This window comes from Paenibacillus melissococcoides, assembly GCA_944800085.1.
Classification (GTDB): domain Bacteria; phylum Bacillota; class Bacilli; order Paenibacillales; family Paenibacillaceae; genus Paenibacillus_B; species Paenibacillus_B melissococcoides.
On record CALYLO010000001.1, the window covers coordinates 741,533 to 762,958 of the forward strand.

Consider the following 21,426-nt stretch of genomic DNA (forward strand, 5'->3'; position numbering starts at 1 on the left):
ATGGAAGGGTGGAGTAGCGATGACGATTATGCCGCGATTGCGCGATGCGAACGTTGCCGAAGAGAGTGCGGGAGACGCCGGTCCGATGCCTTGGGCATCATGGGGGAGCGCCCGAAAGGGGGATGGCGGCGCTGTTCAGGACCATCATCCGCTGACAGCGTCGCTGCACGAAATTGTACGGAACGCCGATTCGGATCTGATGCGCGAAAATGCGAATGTGGACGGCCGCTCTCCGATGGGCATCATGAGCAAGATGGCCAGCGAATGCTCGCGCTGGTATGCGATGAATTTTTTGCTTGCCCCGGAAGCGCTGGAGGCCGTGGAGGACAATCTGCTGTATCCTCACGATCTTGATTTCTACGCATATGGAACGACGACCTGCTGCCAGATTCCGCTCGGACAGCTCCTGAAGCGGGGCTTCAATACCGGTCATGGCCATATGCGTGAGCCGCAGGATATCAAGAGCGCGCTCGCTCTCGCCTCGATCATTTTGCAGGCGAATCAGAACCAGCAGCATGGCGGGCAAGCGTATCCCGCCTTCGATTACGATCTGGCTCCGTATGTAGGCAAGACGTTCCGGCGCCACCTGGCCTATCTGGAATCGTTGCCGCTGCAGCCGGAGCTGGACCGGGAGCAGGAAGCATGGCGATTGACCGAGCGCGACGTGTACCAGGCCTGCGAAGCCTTCATCCATAATGCCAATTCGATGCATTCGCGCGGCGGGGGGCAAGTTCCGTTCATCTCGATCAATTACGGCACCGACACGTCGCGGGAAGGGCGCATGCTTATCAGACAGCTGCTGCTGGCGACAAGAGCGGGTCTCGGCCAGGGAGAGACGCCGATCTTCCCGATCCAGATTTTCAAAGTAAAAACCGGCGTCAACTTCGCGGAGCAGGATCCGAACCGCGATCTGTACGAGCTGGCGCTGGCCACGACGGCCGAGCGGCTGTTCCCGAACTTCGCCTTCCTGGATGCTCCCTTCAACAAGGAGCATGACGACGGAACGCCGGAGAGCGAGGTCTGTTACATGGGCTGCCGCACGCGGGTCATGGCTAATGTGAACGGCCCGTCGACGCCGCAGGGACGCGGCAATCTGTCCTTCACGTCGCTGAATCTGGTGCGGATCGCGCTGCTGGCCCGCACGAAGGAAGCTTTTTTCACCCTGCTGGACGATATGCTCGCCATTGCCGTGAGACAGCTTGCCGCGCGCTATGAATATCAAGGGCGGAAGCGGGTCCGCGATTTCGCCTTCCTGATGCAGCAGGGCGTCTGGCGCGGCAGCGAGCGGCTTCAGGCGGAGGACGAGCTGCGCGACGTCTTGAAGCAGGGCACGCTCAGCGTCGGCTTCATCGGGCTGGCCGAAGCGCTGGTCGCCCTGACCGGATGCCATCACGGCGAATCCGAGGAGGCGCGCCGGCTCGGTCTTGAGATTGTCGGCCATATGCGCCGGCGGATGGACGAAGCCGTGGCGGCCACCGGGATGAACTATTCGCTTCTCGCGACCCCGGCAGAAGGGCTGTCCGGCAAATTCACGAAGCGCGATCGGGAAGATTTCGGCCGCATTCCTGGCATTACCGATCGCGATTACTATACGAATTCATTTCATGTTCCGGTCTATCATCCGATCAAGGCGTATGACAAAATCCGCATCGAAGGGCCGTACCATGCCTTGTGCAACGCCGGTCACATTACCTATGTCGAGCTGGATGGCAGCGCCAAAGCGAATCCGCAAGCGCTCGATCGGATTGTGCGCGCGATGGCAGCGTACGGAATCGGCTACGGATCGATGAACCATCCGGTCGACCGCTGCCGCCGCTGCGGCCACCAGGACATGATCGAGGATGCATGCCCCGTATGCGGCGGGACCGAAGAGGACATTGAGCGCATTCGCCGCATTACCGGTTATCTGGTCGGCGATATGAGCAAATGGAATTCGGCCAAGCGGAGCGAGGAGAGCGAGCGGGTGAAGCATCGATGAGCTTGCGCGTGATGTCGATACTCCATGACAGTGTCGTGGACGGAGAGGGGCTCAGGACGGTCGTGTTCGTCAGCGGCTGTCCCCACCGCTGTCCGGGGTGCCACAATCCAAGCTCCTGGCCCAGCGATGGCGGCACGCTGATGAGCGTCGAGGCGGTGGCGGCCGATGTGCTCTCCAATCCGCTTACCGATCTCACCTTGTCGGGGGGCGAGCCGTTCCTCCAGGCCCGGGGGCTGGCCGAGCTGGCCCGCATCGCGAAGGAGGCGGGCCGAACGGTCTGGTGCTACACCGGCTATACGGTGGAGGAGCTGCTGCAGGACGGAACCCGGCATCAGCGTGAGCTGCTGCGGCTGACGGATGTGCTCGTGGACGGGCGGTTCCTGATCGATCGCCGCCGTCCCGGCCTTCGCTTCCGCGGCAGCGACAACCAGCGCATCTGGAAGATGAGGAACGGCCAGCCGGATGAGTTAATTTTCACTTAGCTACACATACTTTACTGTATGATGCTCGTCCGAACGGAGTGTGGAATACAGTGGAGCGTTTTTGGAAAAACAAGCTGTTCGTCTATGGCGTATATGTGCTGCTCGCTTTGTTCATCCTGTATTACTTGTACATGTTGAAGCCGCTTCTCGGCAATGTATACGGGATTGTAAAGTCGGTGGTTGCCCCTTTCCTCATCGCGATGATTATCGCTTATGTGCTCAATCCGGTCGTCAATATGCTGTCCGAGCGCAAAGTTCCCCGGCCGATCGCGGTGCTGCTCATTTATGCGGTATTCATCGCCTGCGTCACCGTGCTGCTTATCAATATGATTCCGATGATTATGGAGCAGTTGGAGGAATTGAACGAGCAGATGCCTCACTTGAATGCGAAGGCGGCGGAGCTGATGGATGGGCTTAGCGAGTCGTCACTCATGCCGACGTCGGTCCGGAGCAGTCTGAACGACTGGATTTACGGCATGGAGCAGCGGGTGGGCAAGGTGATCACGGAATTTATGAACAACCTCGGCGATATGCTCAACGTCCTTATGATGGCGCTTATCGTTCCTTTTTTGATTTTCTATATTTTAAAAGACTTCAATGTGTTCGAACGAACGGTTATCGCCTATGTTCCCAAAACGCACCGCAAGCATATGGTGATGATGCTCAAGGAAATCGATAATGCGCTCGGCAGCTATATCCGGGGGCAAGTGCTCGTCTGCGCCATTATCGGGGTGCTGGCTTATGTCGGCTACTGGCTGATCGGACTGCCTTATCCGCTTCTGCTGGCGCTGTTCGTCGCCATTTTCAACATCATTCCGTATCTCGGGCCGTATTTCGGAGCGGCTCCCGCCCTGATCGTCGCTTCGACCATGTCTTTGAAAATGATGATTTTCGTCATTGCCGTCAATACGGTCTGCCAAATTCTCGAAGGGAACATTATTTCGCCCCAGGTGGTTGGACGGACGCTGCATATGCATCCGCTCTCGATTATATTTGCCCTGCTCGTCGGAGAACAGCTCGCCGGCATCATCGGAATGATTTTGGCCGTGCCGGTGTTTGCGGCGCTGAAAGTCGTCTTGTCCCATGTGTTCACTTATTATGTGCGGCGCAAAACGGTGTGACCGAAGTCGGGATGACTATAGCAGCATTCGAAGAGCAGCGCCGGAAATGAACAAGCCCCAACCGAACTTTTGGCCCCCTACCTAAGATGTGATTTGTTGACGCCTCTCGCTGGCGAACAACAAATCGTGCCCCGCTTGCGTTAAAAACAGTGGGTGCGGCGAAGGAGCACCGCCTTACGGCATATCCGCAAGGATACATCGGCCGGTTCGACCAAAGGAGGGGTTCACACGTGAAAAGAGCAGTGGCCGTCTTACTCACGGCGGCAATGGCGATGGAGCTGTCCATCAGCACGGCCTTGGCGCAGTCACCCGACGAAGTTGCTCGCGCAGATCAAGGCTGGCACATCATTACGGTTGATTCCGTCACGCCGCGTTCCGGCTCGGAAGACATCGAGATTCAGCCGCAGCTGACCATGGAGTTCCGCGAGGCGGTAAGCAAGGGCAAGGGACATATTACGATCAAAAAACGGAGCGGCGAAGCCGTCGAGACGATTGCGGTGGAAAGCGATCAGGTCCGGCTCGACGACAAGCAGACCAAGGCGGTCATTACGCCTTCGGTCAAGCTGGATTATCGCACAACGTATACGGTGCAGGTCGACTACGGCGCCTTCACGAACGACAAGGGGGCATTCCTTGGCATTGATGATCCCGCGGTCTGGTCGTTCACGACGAAGGCGGAGCAGGGCATTCCGGTGCTGGAGCAGCTGTCGCCCGCCCGCGGGCAGAAGGATGTGCGCGCCGATGCGAATCTCGTGCTGACGTTCAATGAACCGGTATGGAAAACGGAAGGCAGCGTCCTTATCAAAACGGCCAAGGACGGCAAGGTGCATGAGGCGATCTCCGCTTCATCGAACCGGATTAGCGGGGATGGCACGAAGACGATTACGATTGATCCGGTGCTGGACCTGAAGCCGGATACGGAATATATCGTGGAAATTACGGCGGGCGCCTTGCGCAATGGCAACAAACAGGCCTATCCCGGGCTGCAGGGCGACAACGCCTGGCGGTTCGCCACGGGCAAGCAGGACGTGACGGCGCCGGTGCTGCTGTCGGCTTCGATGCAAAATGCCGATACAATCCGGCTGAGCTACAACGAGCCGCTGGACCCCGCATCGGTTCCGCCGCAATCCCGCTTCTCCGTCACGGTCAACGGAGACTCGCGGAGCATCGCGAATGTGGCGGTAGCGGGAAGCGCCGTCGACGTGAAGCTGAAGAGCGGGATCGCCTACGGCCAAGACGTGCGTATCAGCTATACGCCGGGCAAGGACCGGAATATTCAGGACGCTGCCGGCAATGCCGCGGCCGCGCTTGACCGGACGCCGGTCAGCGATACGACGGATGCGACGCTGCCGAAGCTGCAGCAGGTGACGGCCAAGGGGACGCAGATCGTCTTCGAGTTCAACAAAGAGCTTGATGTTGTCTCGTCCAAGGCCGCAGAACAGTTCACCGTGTGGGTGGACGGCAAGACGAGAGCCATTGCCCGCATTTCCCAGGACGGGCGCAAGGTGACGCTGTCGCTGCTTCACCTCATTGCGAACGGCCAGGTCGTCAAGATCCGCTATGCGCCTGACCGGTATCCGCTGCAGGATCGGGCCGGCCATCCGGTGCCCGCGATAAGCGAGCAGTATGTGCGCAATCTGAACGATACGAAGCCGCCGGTGCTGGAAGCGGCCGAAGTGAACGGGAGCCTGCTGCGGCTTGTGTATAACGAAGGGCTGGCGGCGAATCAAGTGCCGCATCGCAGCCATTATTCGGTGCTCGTGAACCGGACGGCACGCTATGTTCATGCTGTTCAGATCCGGGGGAACGTCGTGGAGCTGGCGCTCGATTCCAGCGTCTCCGAACATGACGAGGTGACCGTATCCTATGCCCCGGCCGATCCCCGGTTGACGGATTTGTCGGGCAATGCCGCCGCCGCCTTCACGCTGGCGAAGGTCGCGAACAAGACGGACAACGAGGCGCCGGTGCTGCGCAGCGCCTCGGTCAAAGGCGCGGCCGTGACGCTGACCTTCTCGGAGAAGCTGCGGGAATCGCCGGCTCCGGCGTCATCCCAGTTCTCCGTTCAGGCGGACCATGCCGGCGTGCGGGTGAAGAGCGCTTCCGTCCAGGGCGACAAGGTGACGCTCACGCTCGATGAGAGCGTGAATCCGTACAGCGCCGTGACCGTCTCCTATGCGCCGGGCACGAATCCGCTGCGGGATCTGAACGGCAATGCGGTCTCCTCGTTCGCCAACGCGGCGGCCGCGAATGAGACGGACGGTTCGGCCCGGCCCGGCGACATTCAGCCTGCTTCGTATGACTGGTTCCTGGACAGCGGCTGGTATGTGCTGTCGAGCTCGGCGGCGGATACGGCCTCCGATCGCTCGCGCTACGGCCAGTCCGTCAAGCGGTATACGCTGCCGGCCAGCAAGTTGAAGTCCTCATTCGACTATGTCATGCATAACGGCACGCGGAATCATCTGGCATTCGAGGTGCCGGTGTCCGAGCCTGCGGCGATGGTGGCCGTTCCGCTGTCCGCGCTGAAGGAGGTATTCAATAAAGCGAGCGATGCCGTCTTCTCGATCCGGTACGGCGACATCCTGTACTCGGTGCCGCTTCGCGAGCTCGACTTCGGCCGGCTTGAGCGCGAATGGGGCGGCAGCGCGGCCTATCTGCTGCTGCAGGTCGAGAAGGCGGCCGGGGCGGACGCGGCTGCGCTCACGAGCTATCTCCAGGCGACAGGGGCGAACATCCGCGTGCAGCCGATTGACTTCTACGCTTCGACCTACGCCGGCTCGGCCGGCCCGCGGGCGCTTGAAGCGCAGCTCGAGTACAAGGTGCGCACGACCGGATATGTCGATAGCGGCAACGCTTCGGCTGTCCGATACGACGCCGCTCTGGCGAAGGCGGGCTTCGTGCCGACCGTGATGAAGCAGGGAGCCGGAGTGACGGTGTTCGGCTTCCAATTCAAAGGCAATCAAGCGGTCGCGATGATGGACCGCAGCAAGGATTTCCAAGATATTCGAAGCCATTGGGCGCGGGAAGCGATCCGCGAGTTGGCTTCCAAATATATTATTGAAGGCGTCAGCTCCACCGCCTTCGCGCCGAACGCGAACATTACGCGCGCCCAGTTCGCGACGCTGCTCGCCCGCTCGCTCGGGCTGCAGGGCGATGCGGGCGCAGCCGCCGGCTACCGTGACGTGAGCACGTCCGGCAAGCTGGCGCCGTATATCGGCGCCGCGACGAAGGCCGGCATTATCGGCGGCTTCGAGGATCGGACCTTCCGGCCGAACGAGTCGATCACCCGCGAGCAGATGGCCGTCATGCTGGTGCGCGCCATGGATTATGCCGGCTATGCCGTCACCGCCGATCCGGCGGCCCTGAACCGGTTCAAGGACCGCAACCAGATCGGGCGCTATGCCGTGACCGGGGTCGGCAAGGCGGTGACGAGCGGCATCGTGCAGGGCATGACGTCGACCACCTTCGATCCGAAGGGAACGGCGACTCGGGCGCAGGCGGCGGCGATGCTGAAGCGGATGCTGCAGCAGATTAAGTATTTGGGCTAGCGGGCGCTTTTGTTGCAGTGCGCGTGGCTATGGCGCCCTTGGGGGCCGTCGGCCCCTTGCCGAGGAGAGAAGTCTTCGGCAGGGGGCTTTTTTCATGTAGGGGAGCGACGGCGGGAGCAAATGAACCGGCTCCGGGCTAGATGTGGAGCACGGATTCCGAAGTCGCGCTGGTGATTTCCCGTCTCGAATGCGCATCGGGGCACACCCAATTGAAAAAAAGCTGCACGGGTCGGGTGCAGTTTTTTTATCACTTGCGTGATGAATTCCCTAGAATTGCTGCAAAACTGCATCCTTTCGCCGGATTCTGCCTAAAACAAGCGAGAAAAATGTGAAATTGATGCATCCTGGCAGGATTTTTCTTTTCGGCGGGGGGAAGCGGGGAAAAGCTGTAATTTTGCAGGTCTTTTCGGCCGCCGTATGCAAGTCCCCATAGCCGATCTGGCAGGGCGAATGACACTCGCCCGGGACGGCGCCCGCCATCACTTCAGAAGCGGATTCGGACGACGGACATAGCGGTGTCATTGACAAGCGCCGCCGGTTTATTTATACTATGTTATCGGATAAATAGGAACAAATAGGTATAAAGCGAAGACAAAACCTATAGTAGGCTGCAGCCCTTGATCCAGAGAGAAGATTCCGGCCTCGATATGAGGAACCGGGTGGAAGAATCTTCATCGAGAAGAACAGCTGAACGCTAGTTTTGGAGCGTGAACGAACTTCACCGGGTCGAACCCGTTATCAACGCTAAGGCGATCGCCCGCTGGACGGCCGCCGGACACCGCGGCATGACTGAACGATGAGCCGCCCGTCCGGGGACGGTCTCTTGCCGGGGGATAACCAGGGTGGTACCGCGATGGATTCAATCGTCCCTGATTTATCAGGGGCGATTTATTTGTATAAGGGGTAGGTAACCCGAACTCAAGAATAACTTTGTGACAAATGGAGGCGTCATACGCATGAAAGCCAGTGAGATTCGCGCAAAATGGTTGGAATTTTTCGAGAGCAAAGGCCATCATATCGAGCCGAGCGCTTCGCTCGTCCCGCATAACGATCCGTCCTTGTTATGGATCAATGCCGGCATGGCCCCGTTGAAGCCCTATTTCGACGGCCGCGTCAAGCCGGACAACCCGCGGATAGCGAATTCGCAGAAGTGCATCCGCACGAACGATATCGAGAATGTCGGCAAGACCCGCCGTCACCATACGTTTTTCGAGATGCTCGGCAACTTCTCCATCGGCGATTATTTCAAGGAAGAAGCGATCACCTGGGCATGGGAGTTCCTGACCGACAAGCGCTGGATCGGGTTCGATCCGTCCCGGCTGTATGTCACGGTCTACAATGAGGACGAAGAGGCATACAAGCTGTGGAATGAGAAAATCGGGCTGCCGGCGGATCATATTATCAAGACCGGCGACGACAACTTCTGGGATATCGGGGAAGGGCCTTGCGGTCCTTGCACGGAGATTTTCTACGATCGCGGCGAGAAATACGGCACGCTGGAGAACGATCCGGAATGCTATCCAAGCGGCGAGAACGAGCGCTATCTGGAAGTATGGAACCTCGTATTCTCGCAATTCAATCACAATAAGGACGGCAGCTACACTCCGCTGCCCAACAAAAATATCGATACCGGCGCAGGGCTCGAGCGGTTCGCTTCCATCCTGCAGGATGTCGATTCGAACTTCGATACCGACTTGTTCCAGCCGATTATTCAGGCTACCGCCCGCATTGCCGGCGTTGCTTACAAGGACAATGAGAAGCATGACATTGCGTTGAAGGTAATTGCCGACCATGTCCGCACGGTGGTGTTCGCTGTCGCCGACGGCGTACTGCCTTCCAATGAGGGCCGCGGCTACGTCATCCGCCGCTTGCTGCGCCGGGCGGTCCGCTATGGCAAAGTGCTCGGAATCGACCGGCCGTTCCTCGTCGAACTCGTTGCGCATGTCGGCGACGTGATGGGAGGATACTATCCGGACATTGTCGAGAAGCGCGAATTCATAGAGAAGGTCATTCGCAATGAAGAGGAGCGCTTCCATGAGACGCTGGCCGACGGATTGGCCATTCTCGGGGAGATGGCGGAAGCCGCCCGCGCGGAAGGCCGGACGCAGATTACCGGCGCGGAAGCGTTCAAGCTGTACGACACATACGGCTTCCCGCTTGATCTGACGGAGGACTATGCCTCCGAGCATGGGCTGACCGTCGACCATGAAGGCTTCGATGAAGCGATGCAGGCGCAGCGCGAACGGGCCCGTGCCGCGAGACAGGACGGGGCAAGCATGAAGATTCAGGGCGGGCCGCTGTCGGAGTTGACGATTAAAAGCGAGTTCGTTGGTTATAATGAGTTGGTAACCCAATCCAAGATTGCCGCGATGTTCGCCGGCAATGAAGCCGTCGAGGAAGTGAAGGCGGGAGATACAGCCCAGATCGTGCTCGATCGCACGCCGTTCTACGCCGAGAGCGGCGGACAGGTGAGCGATGGCGGCATGTTGACCGCGCCGGGGACAGCAGCCGTCGTGGAAGAGGCGTTCAAGGCGCCTCACGGACAGCATGTGCTTGTCGTCCGGGTAACCGAAGGCTCGCTCCGCACGGGCATGACCGTGCAGGCGGCGATCGCCCGTGCCGAACGGGAAGACATCGTGAAGAACCATACCGCAACCCATTTGCTGCACAAAGCGTTGAAGCAGGTGCTCGGCGAGCATGTCAATCAGGCCGGCTCCCTTGTGGAGGCGGAGCGGCTTCGCTTCGACTTCACGCATCTGGGCGCTATCCAGCCGGACGAGCTGCAAGAGATCGAGCGCCGTGTCAACGAGCAGATTTGGAACGGCATCGGCGTCGTTATCGAGTCCAAGCCGATTGACGAGGCGAAGGCGATGGGCGCGATGGCGCTGTTCGGCGAGAAATACGGCGATATCGTGCGCGTGGTTCAGGTTGGCGATTACAGCATCGAGCTGTGCGGCGGATGCCATGTCCGCAACACGTCGGAGATCGGATTGTTCAAAGTGGTGAGCGAGAGCGGGATCGGCTCCGGCGTCCGCCGTCTGGAAGCCGTTACGGGCCGCCACGCATATCAATATATGGAATCCCAATTGGAGCTGCTGAAGCAGGCGGCCGGCCTGTTGAAGGCGAGCGCAGCCGACGTGCCGAAGCGGGTCGAGGCGATGTTCGCACGCGAGAAGGAGCTGGCGCGCGAGAATGAATCGCTCAAGGCGAAGCTGAGCAGCCTCGAAGCGGGTCAACTGACCGACCGGGTCCGCTCGGTGGCGGGGATTCCGGTGCTGGCGGCGCAAGTAGACGCCGGCGGCATGGACGCGCTGCGCACGACGGCCGACGAGCTGAAGGCGAAGCTTCCAGGCTCCGTCATCGCGCTGGCATCCGCAGCCGACGGCAAGGTGAACCTGGTCGTCGCCGTTGCTCCGGAGCTGGTGAAGCAAGGGTTGCATGCCGGCAAGCTGATCAAGGAGCTGGCTTCCGTCTGCGGAGGAGGCGGCGGCGGCCGTCCGGACATGGCCCAGGCCGGAGGCAAAGATCCATCCAAGATTGATGATGCGCTTCGTCTGCTGGACGATCTGGTGGCCAAGCAGGCGGAAAGCGGCAAATAGAGCTGTTGATCCAGCAGGCTGGAAAATAGTAAAATAAGAACAAACCTGCCGCTTCATCGTTTCGACAAAAATTTATTGAATAAGACAGGCTATGAAGCGGAATATTTTCGCGTTTGTTCGGGTATGTGTTATGATAAGAGTAAAGCGAGGTGTCGGCGATGAATTCCATGGATAAGACGATGAAGTTCAATGTGAAGGCAGAGGAACAGGAGGCATCCAGTCAAGATATATTGCTGTCTGTCTACGATGCCCTTGTCGAGAAGGAATACAATCCCATCAACCAAATCGTCGGTTACCTACTATCCGGGGATCCCGCTTATATCCCGCGGCATAACAATGCTCGAAGCCTGGTACGGAAGAAGGAGCGGGATGAATTGATCGAGGAGCTGGTCCGCTTCTATCTCAATCATCACCGCTAATAAGCGTGCGGGCTCCCGAGTTCATCGGAAGCAGACATAGGAGACGATAATGAAGATTCTCGGCTTGGATTACGGGGACCGCAAGATCGGGGTCGCGGTCAGCGACGCGTTCGGCTGGACGGCGCAAGGCATCGAAGTCATCGTTCGGCGGAAGCCCGAAGACGACCTGCGCCGGATTGGCGACATCATCAAGGAGCACGGCGTCGAGGAAATTGTTATCGGATTGCCGAAGAACATGAACGGAACGATTGGACCGCGGGGCGAATTAAGTATGACATATGCTGAAGTCTTGAAGCAGTCGTTCGGATTGCCCGTTCACCTGTGGGATGAGCGCTTGAGTACGGTATCGGCGGAGCGCGCTTTGCTCGAAGCGGATGTAAGCCGGAAGAAGCGCCGACAAGTCATTGATAAGATGGCGGCAACCATAATTTTGCAGACGTATCTTGACTATCAATCAAGAAGGTGAGGGGTTACCATGACACAGGACAATTATTTGCAAGAGGAACCGGAAATTATTTATATCCCGGACGATGAGGGCAATGAAGAAGAATTTGAGGTCATCATGAAATTCGAAGTGGATGGTTCTGATCGGAAATATATGATGGTAGTTCCTGTTGATTCCGAAGACGAAGAGACCGATGAAGTATATGCGTTCCGTTATGAAGAAGACGGTGATGATCTGAAGCTGTACATCATCGAAGATGAAGAAGAATGGAATATCGTAGAAGAGACATTCAATACGCTGGTCAGCTCCGAGGAGGATGAAGCGTGAGCACCGAACAGGGCATCCGGTTCATTGATCGGTTGAAGAGCGTCTATGGCGAAGCGGTGGAGATGACGGACGAGCGCGGGAAGAGCCGAACCTGGTCTCTTGTCGCGGAGTTCGAATACCGCGGACGGGCGTACGCCGTGCTGCAACCGGGCGAAGGCAAGGACGCGGAGCCGGATCTGTTCCGCATCGTGCCGGAAGGCGATAACGGCTGGCAGCTTGAGACGATAGACGATGACGAAGAATGGGAAGACGTGATGGAGCGCTACGACGAGATCGCGTTCGCCGATCGATTCTAGCCGCTTCATCGCAGACAGTGATAATGAACTCGTGAAAAAGGGCGGAATATCCGCTCTTTTTCCATGTAGGAGCGTGGATGAATGAAGACTGGAACGAAGGTGATGACCGCTTTCCTCATTCTGATTATCGTGGCGGGAGCCGGCGTAATCGCTTATGTGTGGAACGGCATGCAGCCCCTGCCGACCGAGGATTGCGAGATTACAGTCACGATCGAGCCGGGCACGGGAACGTCAAGCATCGCTTCCCGCCTGGAGGCAGAGGGCGTGATTAAGAATGCACTTATTTTTAAAGGCTATTTGAGATATAAAAATGAAGGCTCCCGCTTTCAGGCCGGCACATATGCTTTCTACCCGGGTGTTACGTATGAAGAGATTATTGCCCGTATGAATCAGGGCGATGTCGTTCCGGATAAAATGATCCGCTTTACGATTCCCGAGGGCTATACGATCGCGCAAATTGCCGACAAGCTGGCTGATGAAGGGTATGTGAACAAGGAAACCTTCCTCAAGCTGACGGATGACATCGCATGGTTGTCAGGGCAATCTGATTTGGCGGCGCATATTCCGACCGACGATGACATCAAGCATCCGCTGGAAGGTTATTTATTCCCGGAGACGTATGAGATGAAGGAGGGCAGCAGCGAGGAAGAGATCATCGTCCGCATGCTGGAGGAGATGCAGCAGCGGCTCGCGGATATCTCTCCGAACTGGGAGGCCGAGCTGCAAAAGCAAAATTTAACGCTTCATCAATGGCTGACGGCCGCGTCGCTCATCGAACGGGAGGTCGTCGTCGATGAGGAGCGTCCGCTTGTGGCGGGGGTCATCTTCAACCGCATGAAGCAGAGCATGAAGCTGCAGATCGACGCTACGGTCCAGTACGCGCTGGACAAGCCGAAGGAACGGCTGTATTATAAGGACTTGGATATTCAGAGCCCTTATAATACGTATCAGATTGACGGCTTGCCGCCGGGTCCGATCGCGAGTCCGAGCAGCGCGTCGCTGGAGGCGGCGCTGCATCCGGAGGCTTCCGACTATTTGTTCTATGTCACGAAAAAAGACGGCAGCTTCACTCATTTGTTCGCCAAAACGTATGAAGAGCATCTAAAAAATATCGAGAAAAGCAAACAGACAGCAGGGGAATAGAAAGTGGGGAAGGAACGATGACGTATCAACCCGAATTGCTCGTCACCGCCGGCAGCACGGAAGAGGTCGCGCGTCTGCTTGAAGCCGGCGCGAATGCGGTCGTGGTAGGGGAAGAGAAGTACGGAGTGCGTCTGCCGGGCAATATGACGCCCGATCGCATTGAAGCAAGCTTGCTGCATGCCCGCGCCCGTGAGGCGAAGCTGTATGTGGCAGTGAACAATATATTTCACAACGACCGGCTTCAAGATTTGGCCGACTATTTGCGCTGCCTGGAGAAGTTGAAGGTGGATGCGATCGTCTTCGGCGATCCTGCCGTGCTGATGACCGCACGCTCTGCCGCGCTGATGACCGCACGCTCTGCCGCGCCTTCGTTGAAGCTGCACTGGAATGCCGAGATGACGTCCACCAACTACAAGACGGCGAAATACTGGCAGAAGCGTGGTGCGAGCCGCATCGTCGCGGCGCGCGAGCTGAATATGGAACAGTTGCTGGAAATGAAGCAGCAGCTGCCGGACATGGATGTGGAGATTCAAGTGCATGGCATGACGAATATTTATCATTCCAAGCGGCATCTGGTGAATCATTACTTCGCGCATATCGGGGAGCATGACGAGATCGGCCGTGCCGATATGAGCCGGAAGCTGTTCCTTATTGAGCAGGAACGTCGCGAAGAGAAATATCCGATCTTCGAGGATGCGAACGGCACGCATATTATGAGCTCGGATGACATCTGTGTGCTGGAGGATCTGAAGCCGCTGCTGGATGCGCGGGTGGACAGCTTCAAGATTGAAGGGCTGTTGAAATCCGTATCCTATAATGAGACGGTCGTAAAGGTCTACCGGGAAGCGATTGACAGCTATCTTCGCGATCCGGAGCAGTACCGTTTCAAGGAAGAGTGGATGGATCGCATCCGGGCCGTACAGGATCCGGAGCGCGAGCTGTCGTTTGGGTTTTTCTATAAAGATCAGGTGTATTGAGAAGGGAGCGAACAGCGATGACAACCGAAGCGAAGCCTGACAAATGGAAAGGCAAGCGGTATCGACTGGATAAGCCCGAATTGCTCGCTCCCGCCGGGAACCTGGAGAAGCTGAAGTTCGCGATTCATTATGGCGCAGACGCCGTCTATATCGGCGGACAGAAATACGGTCTGCGCTCGAATGCGGACAATTTCAGCTTCGAGGAAATGCGGGAAGGCGTAGAGTTCGCCCGGAAGTACGGAGCGAAAGTATTCGTGGCGACGAACATTTATGCGCATAATGAAGATCTGGAAGGCATCGAGGACTATCTTCGCCAGTTGGAGCAGGTCGGCATCAGCGCCATCATTGCCGCGGATCCGATTATTATCGAGACGGCACAGCGCGTGACGCCGGGGCTGGAGGTGCATGTCAGCACCCAGCAGTCGATTGCCAATTGGCAGACGGTCCAATTCTGGAAGGAAGAAGGCGCGCCGCGCGTCGTCCTGGCCCGGGAGACGAGCCTGGAAGAGATCGTGGAGATCAAGCAGCATGTTGACATCGAAATCGAGGCGTTCATCCATGGCGCGATGTGCTCCTCTTATTCGGGACGCTGCGTGCTGTCCAATCACTTCACGAACCGGGATTCCAACCGGGGCGGCTGCTGCCAATCGTGCCGCTGGAAATATGACCTGTTCGAAGACGGGCGGCCGGATCCGGATCGGGTTGTCACTCCGGAGGAGGCTGCAGGCACTCCGGTGCTGGAGCAATTCCGGCTCGGCGTGAATCAACTTGCCCTTGCGGATGTGGAGGATCATGCCTTCTCGATGAGCTCGAAGGATCTGTGCATGATTGAACATCTGCCCGATCTGATCGATGCCGGCGTCGACAGCTTCAAAATTGAAGGCCGGATGAAGTCGATTCACTATGTGGCTACGGTCGTGAACGTGTACCGCCAAGTCATCGACAGCTATATGGCCGATCCGGACAATTACGAATTGAAGCAGGAATGGCTGGACGAGATTCGCAAGGCGGCGAACCGTCCCGTCAATACGGGCTTCTTCTATGACGAGCCGGATCACGAGGATCATATCTATGAACCGGAAGAGAAGGCGGCGCCGTATGACTTCGCAGGCCTGGTCATGGACTACGATCCGGAGACGGGCATGGCGACGATCCAGCAGCGGAACCACTTCAAGCCGGGGGCGGAAGTCGAGTTTTTCGGCCCGAACGGCACCTTCTTCAAGCAGACGATCGACAAGCTGTGGGATACCGAGGGCAACGAACTGGATGCCGCGCGCCACCCGCTGCAGCTCGTGCGGATAAAGGTGAACGAACCGGTTCGCTACTTCGATATGATGCGGAAAAAGACAGCAAAGGCATAAGTTCTGAAGTGCCATAATCAGTCCGCTCCCGGTTGGGGCGGACTTTTCTGATCTCATTGGATACTGGGAGTATTGGAGTCCTCTTTGTACTGTATGAAGACTAACCTCATAACGAAGGACATTTTAAAGTCTTATTTTTCCAAGGGAGAGGAGTAAATCATTGACAATCCATTATTATGTAGTTTATCATATAGATGAAAATATTAGAAAAGGAAAGGAAATATGAAAAAAATTTGGTGGTTCTCTCTGTTGTTTCTGTGATAGCTGCTGGTTTTTATTTTTTTCCAAGCAAAATGTCGGCTATTGATGTATGTGGTGTAATGAAAGATTGTGATGTTCCAAACCCCGTATGCTTGCCTACGAACCCCCTTGCAACATGCCCATGGAGCTATGAGAATAGCACTCGGTAACTATCGTCTTGGCACCCTCTGTACAATACTTCGGTTTGATGGGGGACATACATGATTAAACGGCTAGTCTTTGGCATTCTTATCGTTGGCCTAGCCGCCGTTTACGCTCTCATGCAGAAAGATGTCCGGCAACTGTTTATTGTATCCGGTTCCATCGGACTTGGTTTATGGGCATTGGCAGGCCTGCTATCGGGGGCATTTAGCGATCAGGACAAACAACGCTTTAATCATCAGCATAATACGGAAGAGGATGAGAAACGGCGGTTGCGTTTGAATACAACGTTGTGGCTGTTAGGTCTGCCAAGTATAATTACATCGCTCGCAATGTATATTTTTCTTTACCGCTGATGAATAGCAAATCCGATGCTTCGACAATATGTGGGAAAATACGGCAAAAGCGTAATGGAATCCTAGCCTGCTCCCATTCAGGGGGCAGTTTTTTTATTCCTCGCTTGAAAAAACATCAGGCACCCGGGAAGACCATCCATTTTGCTGCTTGAGAATAGATAGGCCGAATGCGGTTTTGCATTCTGCTAAGTAAAGTGTTTGGGTATGCATTGAATGCTCGTTATGAGCTGTATCCCCGTTAGGGAGGCAGTTCCACTGAGCCTCGAATGTTCCTTATGGGCAATATCCCCGTTAGGCAGGAAGAACAATTATGTATGGGATGTGTCTTATGTGCAATCTTCCCTCTGCTCAATAAATGTGTTCAATCAAGTCTCGGCTGCTTCAAGAGCGCTATCCCCGTGGGGCAGGAAGTTAACTAAGCATTATTTAGTTTGTGAACCAACTTCTCTTGGGCGGGTGGCAGATCCTCTTAAGACTTGTGCAGGAATCTGACTGGTTGGGAGACTCACCAAAATGACCGGTAGGGAGAATGAACGAAAGACGTCCGGAACACTTGACCGGTAGGGAGAATGAAGGAAAGGCGTGCGGAACACTTGACCGGTAGGGAGAATGAACGAAAGACATGCGGAACACCTGAACGGTTGGGAGAATATGCATAAGATCTGCCAGGACATCCTTGGAAGGGCAACCATAGGGCAGGAACCCGGGGAAAAGCGATTTAGCTGCTTCCTTTATTGAGCGTTTTGTTCTATGCAGTTTCATTTTGTTACACATTTAGTCACAAAATCGTGGAGGCGCTTCCAACTATGCGAAAGGGATTCCGTGCGGAGCTGTCGAAGTAGCACATAAGACATAATTGTAGGTCGAATGACCTTGATATTGTTGATGGAGGAGAGGTGCTGTCCATGCGTACACGATTACGCGGATCCGAACCGCTTCATGCCGGGGAACAACGTGCTTCTAGGGTTAGACATTCTTTCCATCCGCTGCGTTCGGTCGGGATGAAGCTGTTTCTCATCTTTTTCGTAAGTATTGCGCTTCTTGTCGGTTCTGTGGGGCTTTTCTCGTTTTTTCAAGCGCGAAGCATCATCCAGAGCCAGATCGCCCACGCCCAGGAACAGACGCTGATTCAAGTGGGGGAGAAGCTGGATTTGTTGTTCGCCAACTACTCCGAATTATCGACGCAAATCCTGTTCAACCAAGATATACAGGCCGCTTTTTTGGAAGCGGCGCTTCAACGTGAAGGCAATGAATATGAGAAGCTGCAAAATCGGGTTCGGGTCGAGAACCACTTGAAATCCTATGTGATCGGCAATCCGACTCTGCACGGAATCTACTTGCTTCCCGTGAATGAGAAGGAGCCTTCCTTCACATCCGGCGCATCGGCGGAAGGGCTTAAGGAGCTGCGCCAGGAGAAGTGGTTTACGGAGGCGCAGGGTCGGCCGGGAGAGGTGCTGTGGCTGTCTACGAAGGCGGCGGGAATCTCCGGCGACAGCCCGGATGCGGCGTTCGGGCTCGCCCGAGCCGTTAAAAATACATATACGGGAAAAACGCAATATGTTGTATTGGTGGAAATCTATTTGTCGGGACTGAAGGAGCAGATCGGTTGGAAGACGGAGGAGGGCGCTTTTGCCCAGATCGTCGATGCCGATGGCAAGCTGGTCTTCTCGGAGCAGACAGAAGCCGTTAGCGAGCCCCCGGTCATCCGGCTTGCTGCCGAGCCGGACAGTGCGAGCGGGCGGGGACGGACTTCCGATTCGAACGGGAGCGAGCTTCTTGGCGCTTATTACCGTTCCCCGGTGACCGGCTGGACGTTGAACGGCTTCACGCCGTCCAGTGTGTTGCTGCAAGATACGATAACGATTCGGAATATTTCGTGGGCGGCGATCGCCATCTCGCTTGGCGTTGCGCTGCTTATCGGCTGGTATGTCATCCGGAGCATCGGCTACCCGCTTGAACGGCTGAGCCATCTGATGGAGGAGGGAGCGAGGGGCCGGCTCGGCCTGCAGATGAAGCGCCGCTCCCAGGATGATATCGGGCGGGTTGCGGCCAGCTTCAATGCGATGATGGCCCGAATCGGCGAACTGGTCGGGCGGACGGAGGAGTCGGCCCAGGCCGTGCTGGCGACGGCCGGGAAGCTGACGGAGGCATCCCGCGCGACCTCCCAGTCCGCCGAGGAGATTGCGCTGGCGACGGAAGAGATTGCGCACGGTTCGACGATGCTGGCCGCCGAAGCGGAGCGGGGCAATGAATGGACCGGCCGCACGTCGGCACAGATGCTGCATGTTATCGATTTGAACGTGGAGATGTACAGTGCGGCTACGGAAGTGGAGGCGGCCGGACAGCGCGGCTCCGCTTATATGGAAGAGCTCGGGCGCAAAACCGGGCTAACCGAGCGACGCATTCACGCCCTTGTCGGCAAGGTCGATGCGCTGAAGAGCGGGTCGGGGGCGATCCGCCATATTCTTGACCTGCTGACGCAGATTGCGAAGCAGACGAATATTTTGTCGTTGAACGCCGCGATCGAGGCGGCGCGGGCAGGTTCCGCGGGACGCGGATTCCTGGTCGTCGCGGATGAGATCCGCAGCCTGGCGGATGAGTCGGCGCGGGCGATTGAGCATGTCAGGGAGCGAACGGAAGCGATTGAACGGGAAATGTCAGAGACGATTGAAATGCTGAGCGGGATCCGGCCGGTGTTCGAGGAGCAGCTCGCTGCTGTGCATGGAGCAGATTCGCTCTTCCAGGAAGTTCAGCAGCATATGGGCCTGTTCATGGCGAAGCTGGATCAGGCGACGGAAGCGGTCAACGAGCTGGATGAGACGCAGCGCATGCTGACGGAAGCGATGACGAATGTCGGGGCAGTGGCCGAGGAGTCGGCAGCGACGACGGAGGAAGTCGCTTCCTTGAGCGGGGAGCAGAAGTCGGTATCCGAGCAGCTTGTCTCGTTGTCGCAAGAGCTGGAAGCCGTCTCGAAGCATCTGATGGAGCGGCTTGCCCAATTTCAACGAAATTAATGCAATGCCGGTCTTGTACTGCCCTCTGCTTGAAGGGGGCGGTTTTTTTGTATGCGTTTCCGTCGATACTGGACGTAGAAGCATATTCGACAGGATATCATTGGAAGGAGGATTGCCATGAAGGGAAGCAACTGGAAAATCGGCATGGCGCAGCTCGCCGGGCTGCTGTCGCTTGGCCGGGGACGGATAGCGGCGGCCAGCGTCTTGATTGCCGCCGTGCTCGGCGTCTACGTTATGCGGCTCGGCTGGCTGCAGGTTATCGAGCCGCATCGTGCCGTGCAGGGGGGGGCGCATACGCTTCTGCAGCGTTCCATTATACAGCGGGAACGAGGCGTTGTGCTGGACGACGGCCGGGGGCCGATTCTGGATCGCAGCGGCCGTCCCTATACCGGAGCGGCCGTGCAGGCCGCCGTCCTGTTCCCCGTTCATCGCGATTCGATATCATCCGAAGCGGTGCGCACGCTCGCGCTCTGGTTCCATACGACGGAACGGGACGTGCGGTCGCGCTGGGAGAGCGCCGCCGAACCGCTCGTATGGCCTTCGTCCCGCGACGGCAAGCTGCCCTATCCGCTCACGCCGGAGCAGTCCCGGCGGCTGAATGCTTCCGGCTGGGACGGGGTGCGCTCCCTTCCGATCACGGTCCGGTATCCGCTCGGCAAGGATACGCCGCAATGGATCGGCTTTGTCGCGCAATCCGCCGGGGAGCAAGAGGCCGGCGTGTCCGGGACGAGCGGAATGTCAGGATTGGAGCGGTCGTTCGAGCCGGTGTTGCGGAGTCTCGGACCGACGATTCTCGTCCATTATACCGATGCGGATCAGCGTCCGCTGTATGGTCTCGATGTCCGGATTCGCCGTCCGGATAATCCGTATTATCCGCTGCAGCTTGTCACGACGGCGGATCGCGAGATCGAGGCTGCTATCGGGCGAGCCGCGGAGGAAGCGGGGATGAAGAAGGGCTCTGTCGTCGTGCTCGATGCGGCGACGCGCGATGTCATAGCGATGGTGTCCCGGCCGGCCGCCGACCCGAATCATGTGGCGCCGGAGGAGGAGAACTGGAATAACCGTGCGGTCAAGGCGCTGCCCCCGGGTTCCGTGTATAAGCTGTTCATCGCCGCTGCCGCGCTTGAAGCTCAAGTCACGGATCCGCAGGAGCAATTCCATTGCAGCGGCGACTATGGCAAATACGGCCTATCCTGCTGGGTTAAGGACGGGCACGGAACATTGACGCTGCGCGAAGCGTTGGCGGAATCCTGCAATGTCGTCTTCGCCGAGCTTGCCGAGGGAATGATCGCCGCCGATCTGGAGGCGTATGCCAAGCGGACAGGGCTGGCGGGCACCGTCGGCATGAGCTCCTCCGATGGACGCGGGCATAACGGGTTGAAGCATTTTGATGGAGAGGAGACGAGCCGGATTTTTGCGGCGGGAGAGGATAACGGGACGATTGACGGGGGAGAGCGGGCGCAGCTTGGCATCGGTCAGCGCAATGTGCGGCTGACGCCCTTGGCGGCTGCCAATTATGTCGTCACTCTGCTTCAGGACGGAGCCGCAGGGGAGCCTCGTCTCGTTCAGGAGCTCCGCTATGCCAACGGGCTTTCCTTCACCCGCTTCGATGCCGGAGCGGGAAGCGAACGGGTGATGAAGCCGCAGACGGCGAGACAGATACGTCGTTGGATGGAGGATACCGTCGCCTACGGGACGGGGAGGTCGCTTCGCCAAGCGGCTTGGCGGCTGGCGGGCAAGAGCGGAACCGCACAGGCGGATGCCTACGGAAGCGGACGGCTGCATACGTGGTTCGTTGGCTATGGTTCGGTTGAGAAGCCCAAATACGCGGTCAGCGTCGTCTTTGAGGATGAGCCTGCCGGGACGTCCCACCGGGCAACCGCCTTGTTCGGCAAAGTGATGGATGTGCTCGCGGCCCATGAGAATTCCGGCTTGCCGCGCCGCAGCACGCGGTAACCGCC

The 21,426-nt window shown here is 57.5% G+C and carries 15 protein-coding genes; all 15 read left to right on the forward strand.

The window, feature by feature from the left end:
* The first annotated feature begins 19 nt into the window (after positions 1–19).
* The 15 genes from OCY70_RS03490 (at position 20) to OCY70_RS03560 (ending at position 21,421) form a co-directional block, all read left to right on the forward strand.
* The gene (locus OCY70_RS03490; protein ID WP_213425828.1) at positions 20–1,978 is read left to right on the forward strand and encodes an anaerobic ribonucleoside triphosphate reductase; all 1,959 of its coding nucleotides are present in this window, start codon (positions 20–22) and stop codon (positions 1,976–1,978) included.
* Positions 1,975–2,460 carry an anaerobic ribonucleoside-triphosphate reductase activating protein gene (nrdG, locus tag OCY70_RS03495; protein WP_213425827.1) on the forward strand — a complete coding sequence of 162 codons (486 nt, stop codon included), beginning with the start codon at positions 1,975–1,977 and terminating at the stop codon, positions 2,458–2,460. Before OCY70_RS03490 ends, nrdG begins: the two co-directional genes overlap by 4 nt.
* Positions 2,461–2,510: 50 nt before the next feature.
* Positions 2,511–3,581: an AI-2E family transporter gene (locus tag OCY70_RS03500; RefSeq protein ID WP_213425826.1), complete on the forward strand. Its 1,071-nt coding sequence runs from the start codon at positions 2,511–2,513 to the stop codon at positions 3,579–3,581.
* A gap of 230 nt (positions 3,582–3,811) precedes the next feature.
* The gene (locus OCY70_RS03505; RefSeq protein ID WP_213425825.1) at positions 3,812–7,126 is read left to right on the forward strand and encodes a SwmB domain-containing protein; all 3,315 of its coding nucleotides are present in this window, start codon (positions 3,812–3,814) and stop codon (positions 7,124–7,126) included.
* 956 nt (positions 7,127–8,082) lie between these two features.
* On the forward strand, positions 8,083–10,725 hold the full coding sequence (gene alaS, locus OCY70_RS03510; RefSeq protein ID WP_213425824.1) for an alanine--tRNA ligase: 2,643 nt from the start codon (positions 8,083–8,085) through the stop codon (positions 10,723–10,725).
* A gap of 158 nt (positions 10,726–10,883) precedes the next feature.
* The gene (locus tag OCY70_RS03515) at positions 10,884–11,144 is read left to right on the forward strand and encodes an IreB family regulatory phosphoprotein (RefSeq protein ID WP_006287029.1); all 261 of its coding nucleotides are present in this window, start codon (positions 10,884–10,886) and stop codon (positions 11,142–11,144) included.
* A gap of 49 nt (positions 11,145–11,193) precedes the next feature.
* The gene (gene ruvX, locus OCY70_RS03520) at positions 11,194–11,610 is read left to right on the forward strand and encodes a Holliday junction resolvase RuvX (protein WP_213425823.1); all 417 of its coding nucleotides are present in this window, start codon (positions 11,194–11,196) and stop codon (positions 11,608–11,610) included.
* Positions 11,611–11,619: 9 nt separating this feature from the next.
* A complete protein-coding gene (locus tag OCY70_RS03525; RefSeq protein ID WP_168182241.1) occupies positions 11,620–11,916 on the forward strand; it encodes a DUF1292 domain-containing protein in 297 nt (98 codons plus the stop codon).
* Positions 11,913–12,212 carry a DUF1292 domain-containing protein gene (locus tag OCY70_RS03530; protein WP_213425822.1) on the forward strand — a complete coding sequence of 100 codons (300 nt, stop codon included), beginning with the start codon at positions 11,913–11,915 and terminating at the stop codon, positions 12,210–12,212. The genes OCY70_RS03525 and OCY70_RS03530 overlap by 4 nt, the downstream gene beginning before the upstream one ends.
* A gap of 81 nt (positions 12,213–12,293) precedes the next feature.
* On the forward strand, positions 12,294–13,355 hold the full coding sequence (gene mltG, locus OCY70_RS03535; RefSeq protein ID WP_213425821.1) for an endolytic transglycosylase MltG: 1,062 nt from the start codon (positions 12,294–12,296) through the stop codon (positions 13,353–13,355).
* Positions 13,356–13,372: 17 nt separating this feature from the next.
* Positions 13,373–14,332 (forward strand): peptidase U32 family protein, encoded by a 960-nt coding sequence (locus tag OCY70_RS03540; protein ID WP_213425820.1) that lies wholly within the window; start codon positions 13,373–13,375, stop codon positions 14,330–14,332.
* A gap of 17 nt (positions 14,333–14,349) precedes the next feature.
* On the forward strand, positions 14,350–15,693 hold the full coding sequence (locus OCY70_RS03545) for a peptidase U32 family protein (RefSeq protein ID WP_213425819.1): 1,344 nt from the start codon (positions 14,350–14,352) through the stop codon (positions 15,691–15,693).
* A gap of 461 nt (positions 15,694–16,154) precedes the next feature.
* Positions 16,155–16,451 carry a DUF5316 family protein gene (locus OCY70_RS03550; protein WP_213425818.1) on the forward strand — a complete coding sequence of 99 codons (297 nt, stop codon included), beginning with the start codon at positions 16,155–16,157 and terminating at the stop codon, positions 16,449–16,451.
* 905 nt (positions 16,452–17,356) lie between these two features.
* Positions 17,357–19,465, forward strand: coding sequence for a methyl-accepting chemotaxis protein (locus OCY70_RS03555; RefSeq protein WP_249724353.1), 2,109 nt, complete (start codon positions 17,357–17,359; stop codon positions 19,463–19,465).
* Positions 19,466–19,582: 117 nt separating this feature from the next.
* Entirely contained in the window at positions 19,583–21,421 is a 1,839-nt protein-coding gene (locus OCY70_RS03560; RefSeq protein WP_213425817.1) for a peptidoglycan D,D-transpeptidase FtsI family protein, read from the forward strand.
* The last annotated feature ends 5 nt before the right edge of the window (positions 21,422–21,426 follow it).

Excerpts from the sequence above, each read along its gene's own strand:
- OCY70_RS03490 (WP_213425828.1), top strand. The coding sequence starts at position 20 with ATGACGATTATGCCGCGATTGCGCGATGCGAACGTTGCCGAAGAGAGT.
- nrdG (WP_213425827.1), top strand. The coding sequence starts at position 1,975 with ATGAGCTTGCGCGTGATGTCGATACTCCATGACAGTGTCGTGGACGGA.
- alaS (WP_213425824.1), top strand. The coding sequence starts at position 8,083 with ATGAAAGCCAGTGAGATTCGCGCAAAATGGTTGGAATTTTTCGAGAGC.
- OCY70_RS03515 (WP_006287029.1), top strand. The coding sequence starts at position 10,884 with ATGAATTCCATGGATAAGACGATGAAGTTCAATGTGAAGGCAGAGGAA.
- ruvX (WP_213425823.1), top strand. The coding sequence starts at position 11,194 with ATGAAGATTCTCGGCTTGGATTACGGGGACCGCAAGATCGGGGTCGCG.
- OCY70_RS03525 (WP_168182241.1), top strand. The coding sequence starts at position 11,620 with ATGACACAGGACAATTATTTGCAAGAGGAACCGGAAATTATTTATATC.
- mltG (WP_213425821.1), top strand. The coding sequence starts at position 12,294 with ATGAAGACTGGAACGAAGGTGATGACCGCTTTCCTCATTCTGATTATC.
- OCY70_RS03540 (WP_213425820.1), top strand. The coding sequence starts at position 13,373 with ATGACGTATCAACCCGAATTGCTCGTCACCGCCGGCAGCACGGAAGAG.
- OCY70_RS03545 (WP_213425819.1), top strand. The coding sequence starts at position 14,350 with ATGACAACCGAAGCGAAGCCTGACAAATGGAAAGGCAAGCGGTATCGA.
- OCY70_RS03550 (WP_213425818.1), top strand. The coding sequence starts at position 16,155 with ATGATTAAACGGCTAGTCTTTGGCATTCTTATCGTTGGCCTAGCCGCC.
- OCY70_RS03555 (WP_249724353.1), top strand. The coding sequence starts at position 17,357 with ATGCGTACACGATTACGCGGATCCGAACCGCTTCATGCCGGGGAACAA.
- OCY70_RS03560 (WP_213425817.1), top strand. The coding sequence starts at position 19,583 with ATGAAGGGAAGCAACTGGAAAATCGGCATGGCGCAGCTCGCCGGGCTG.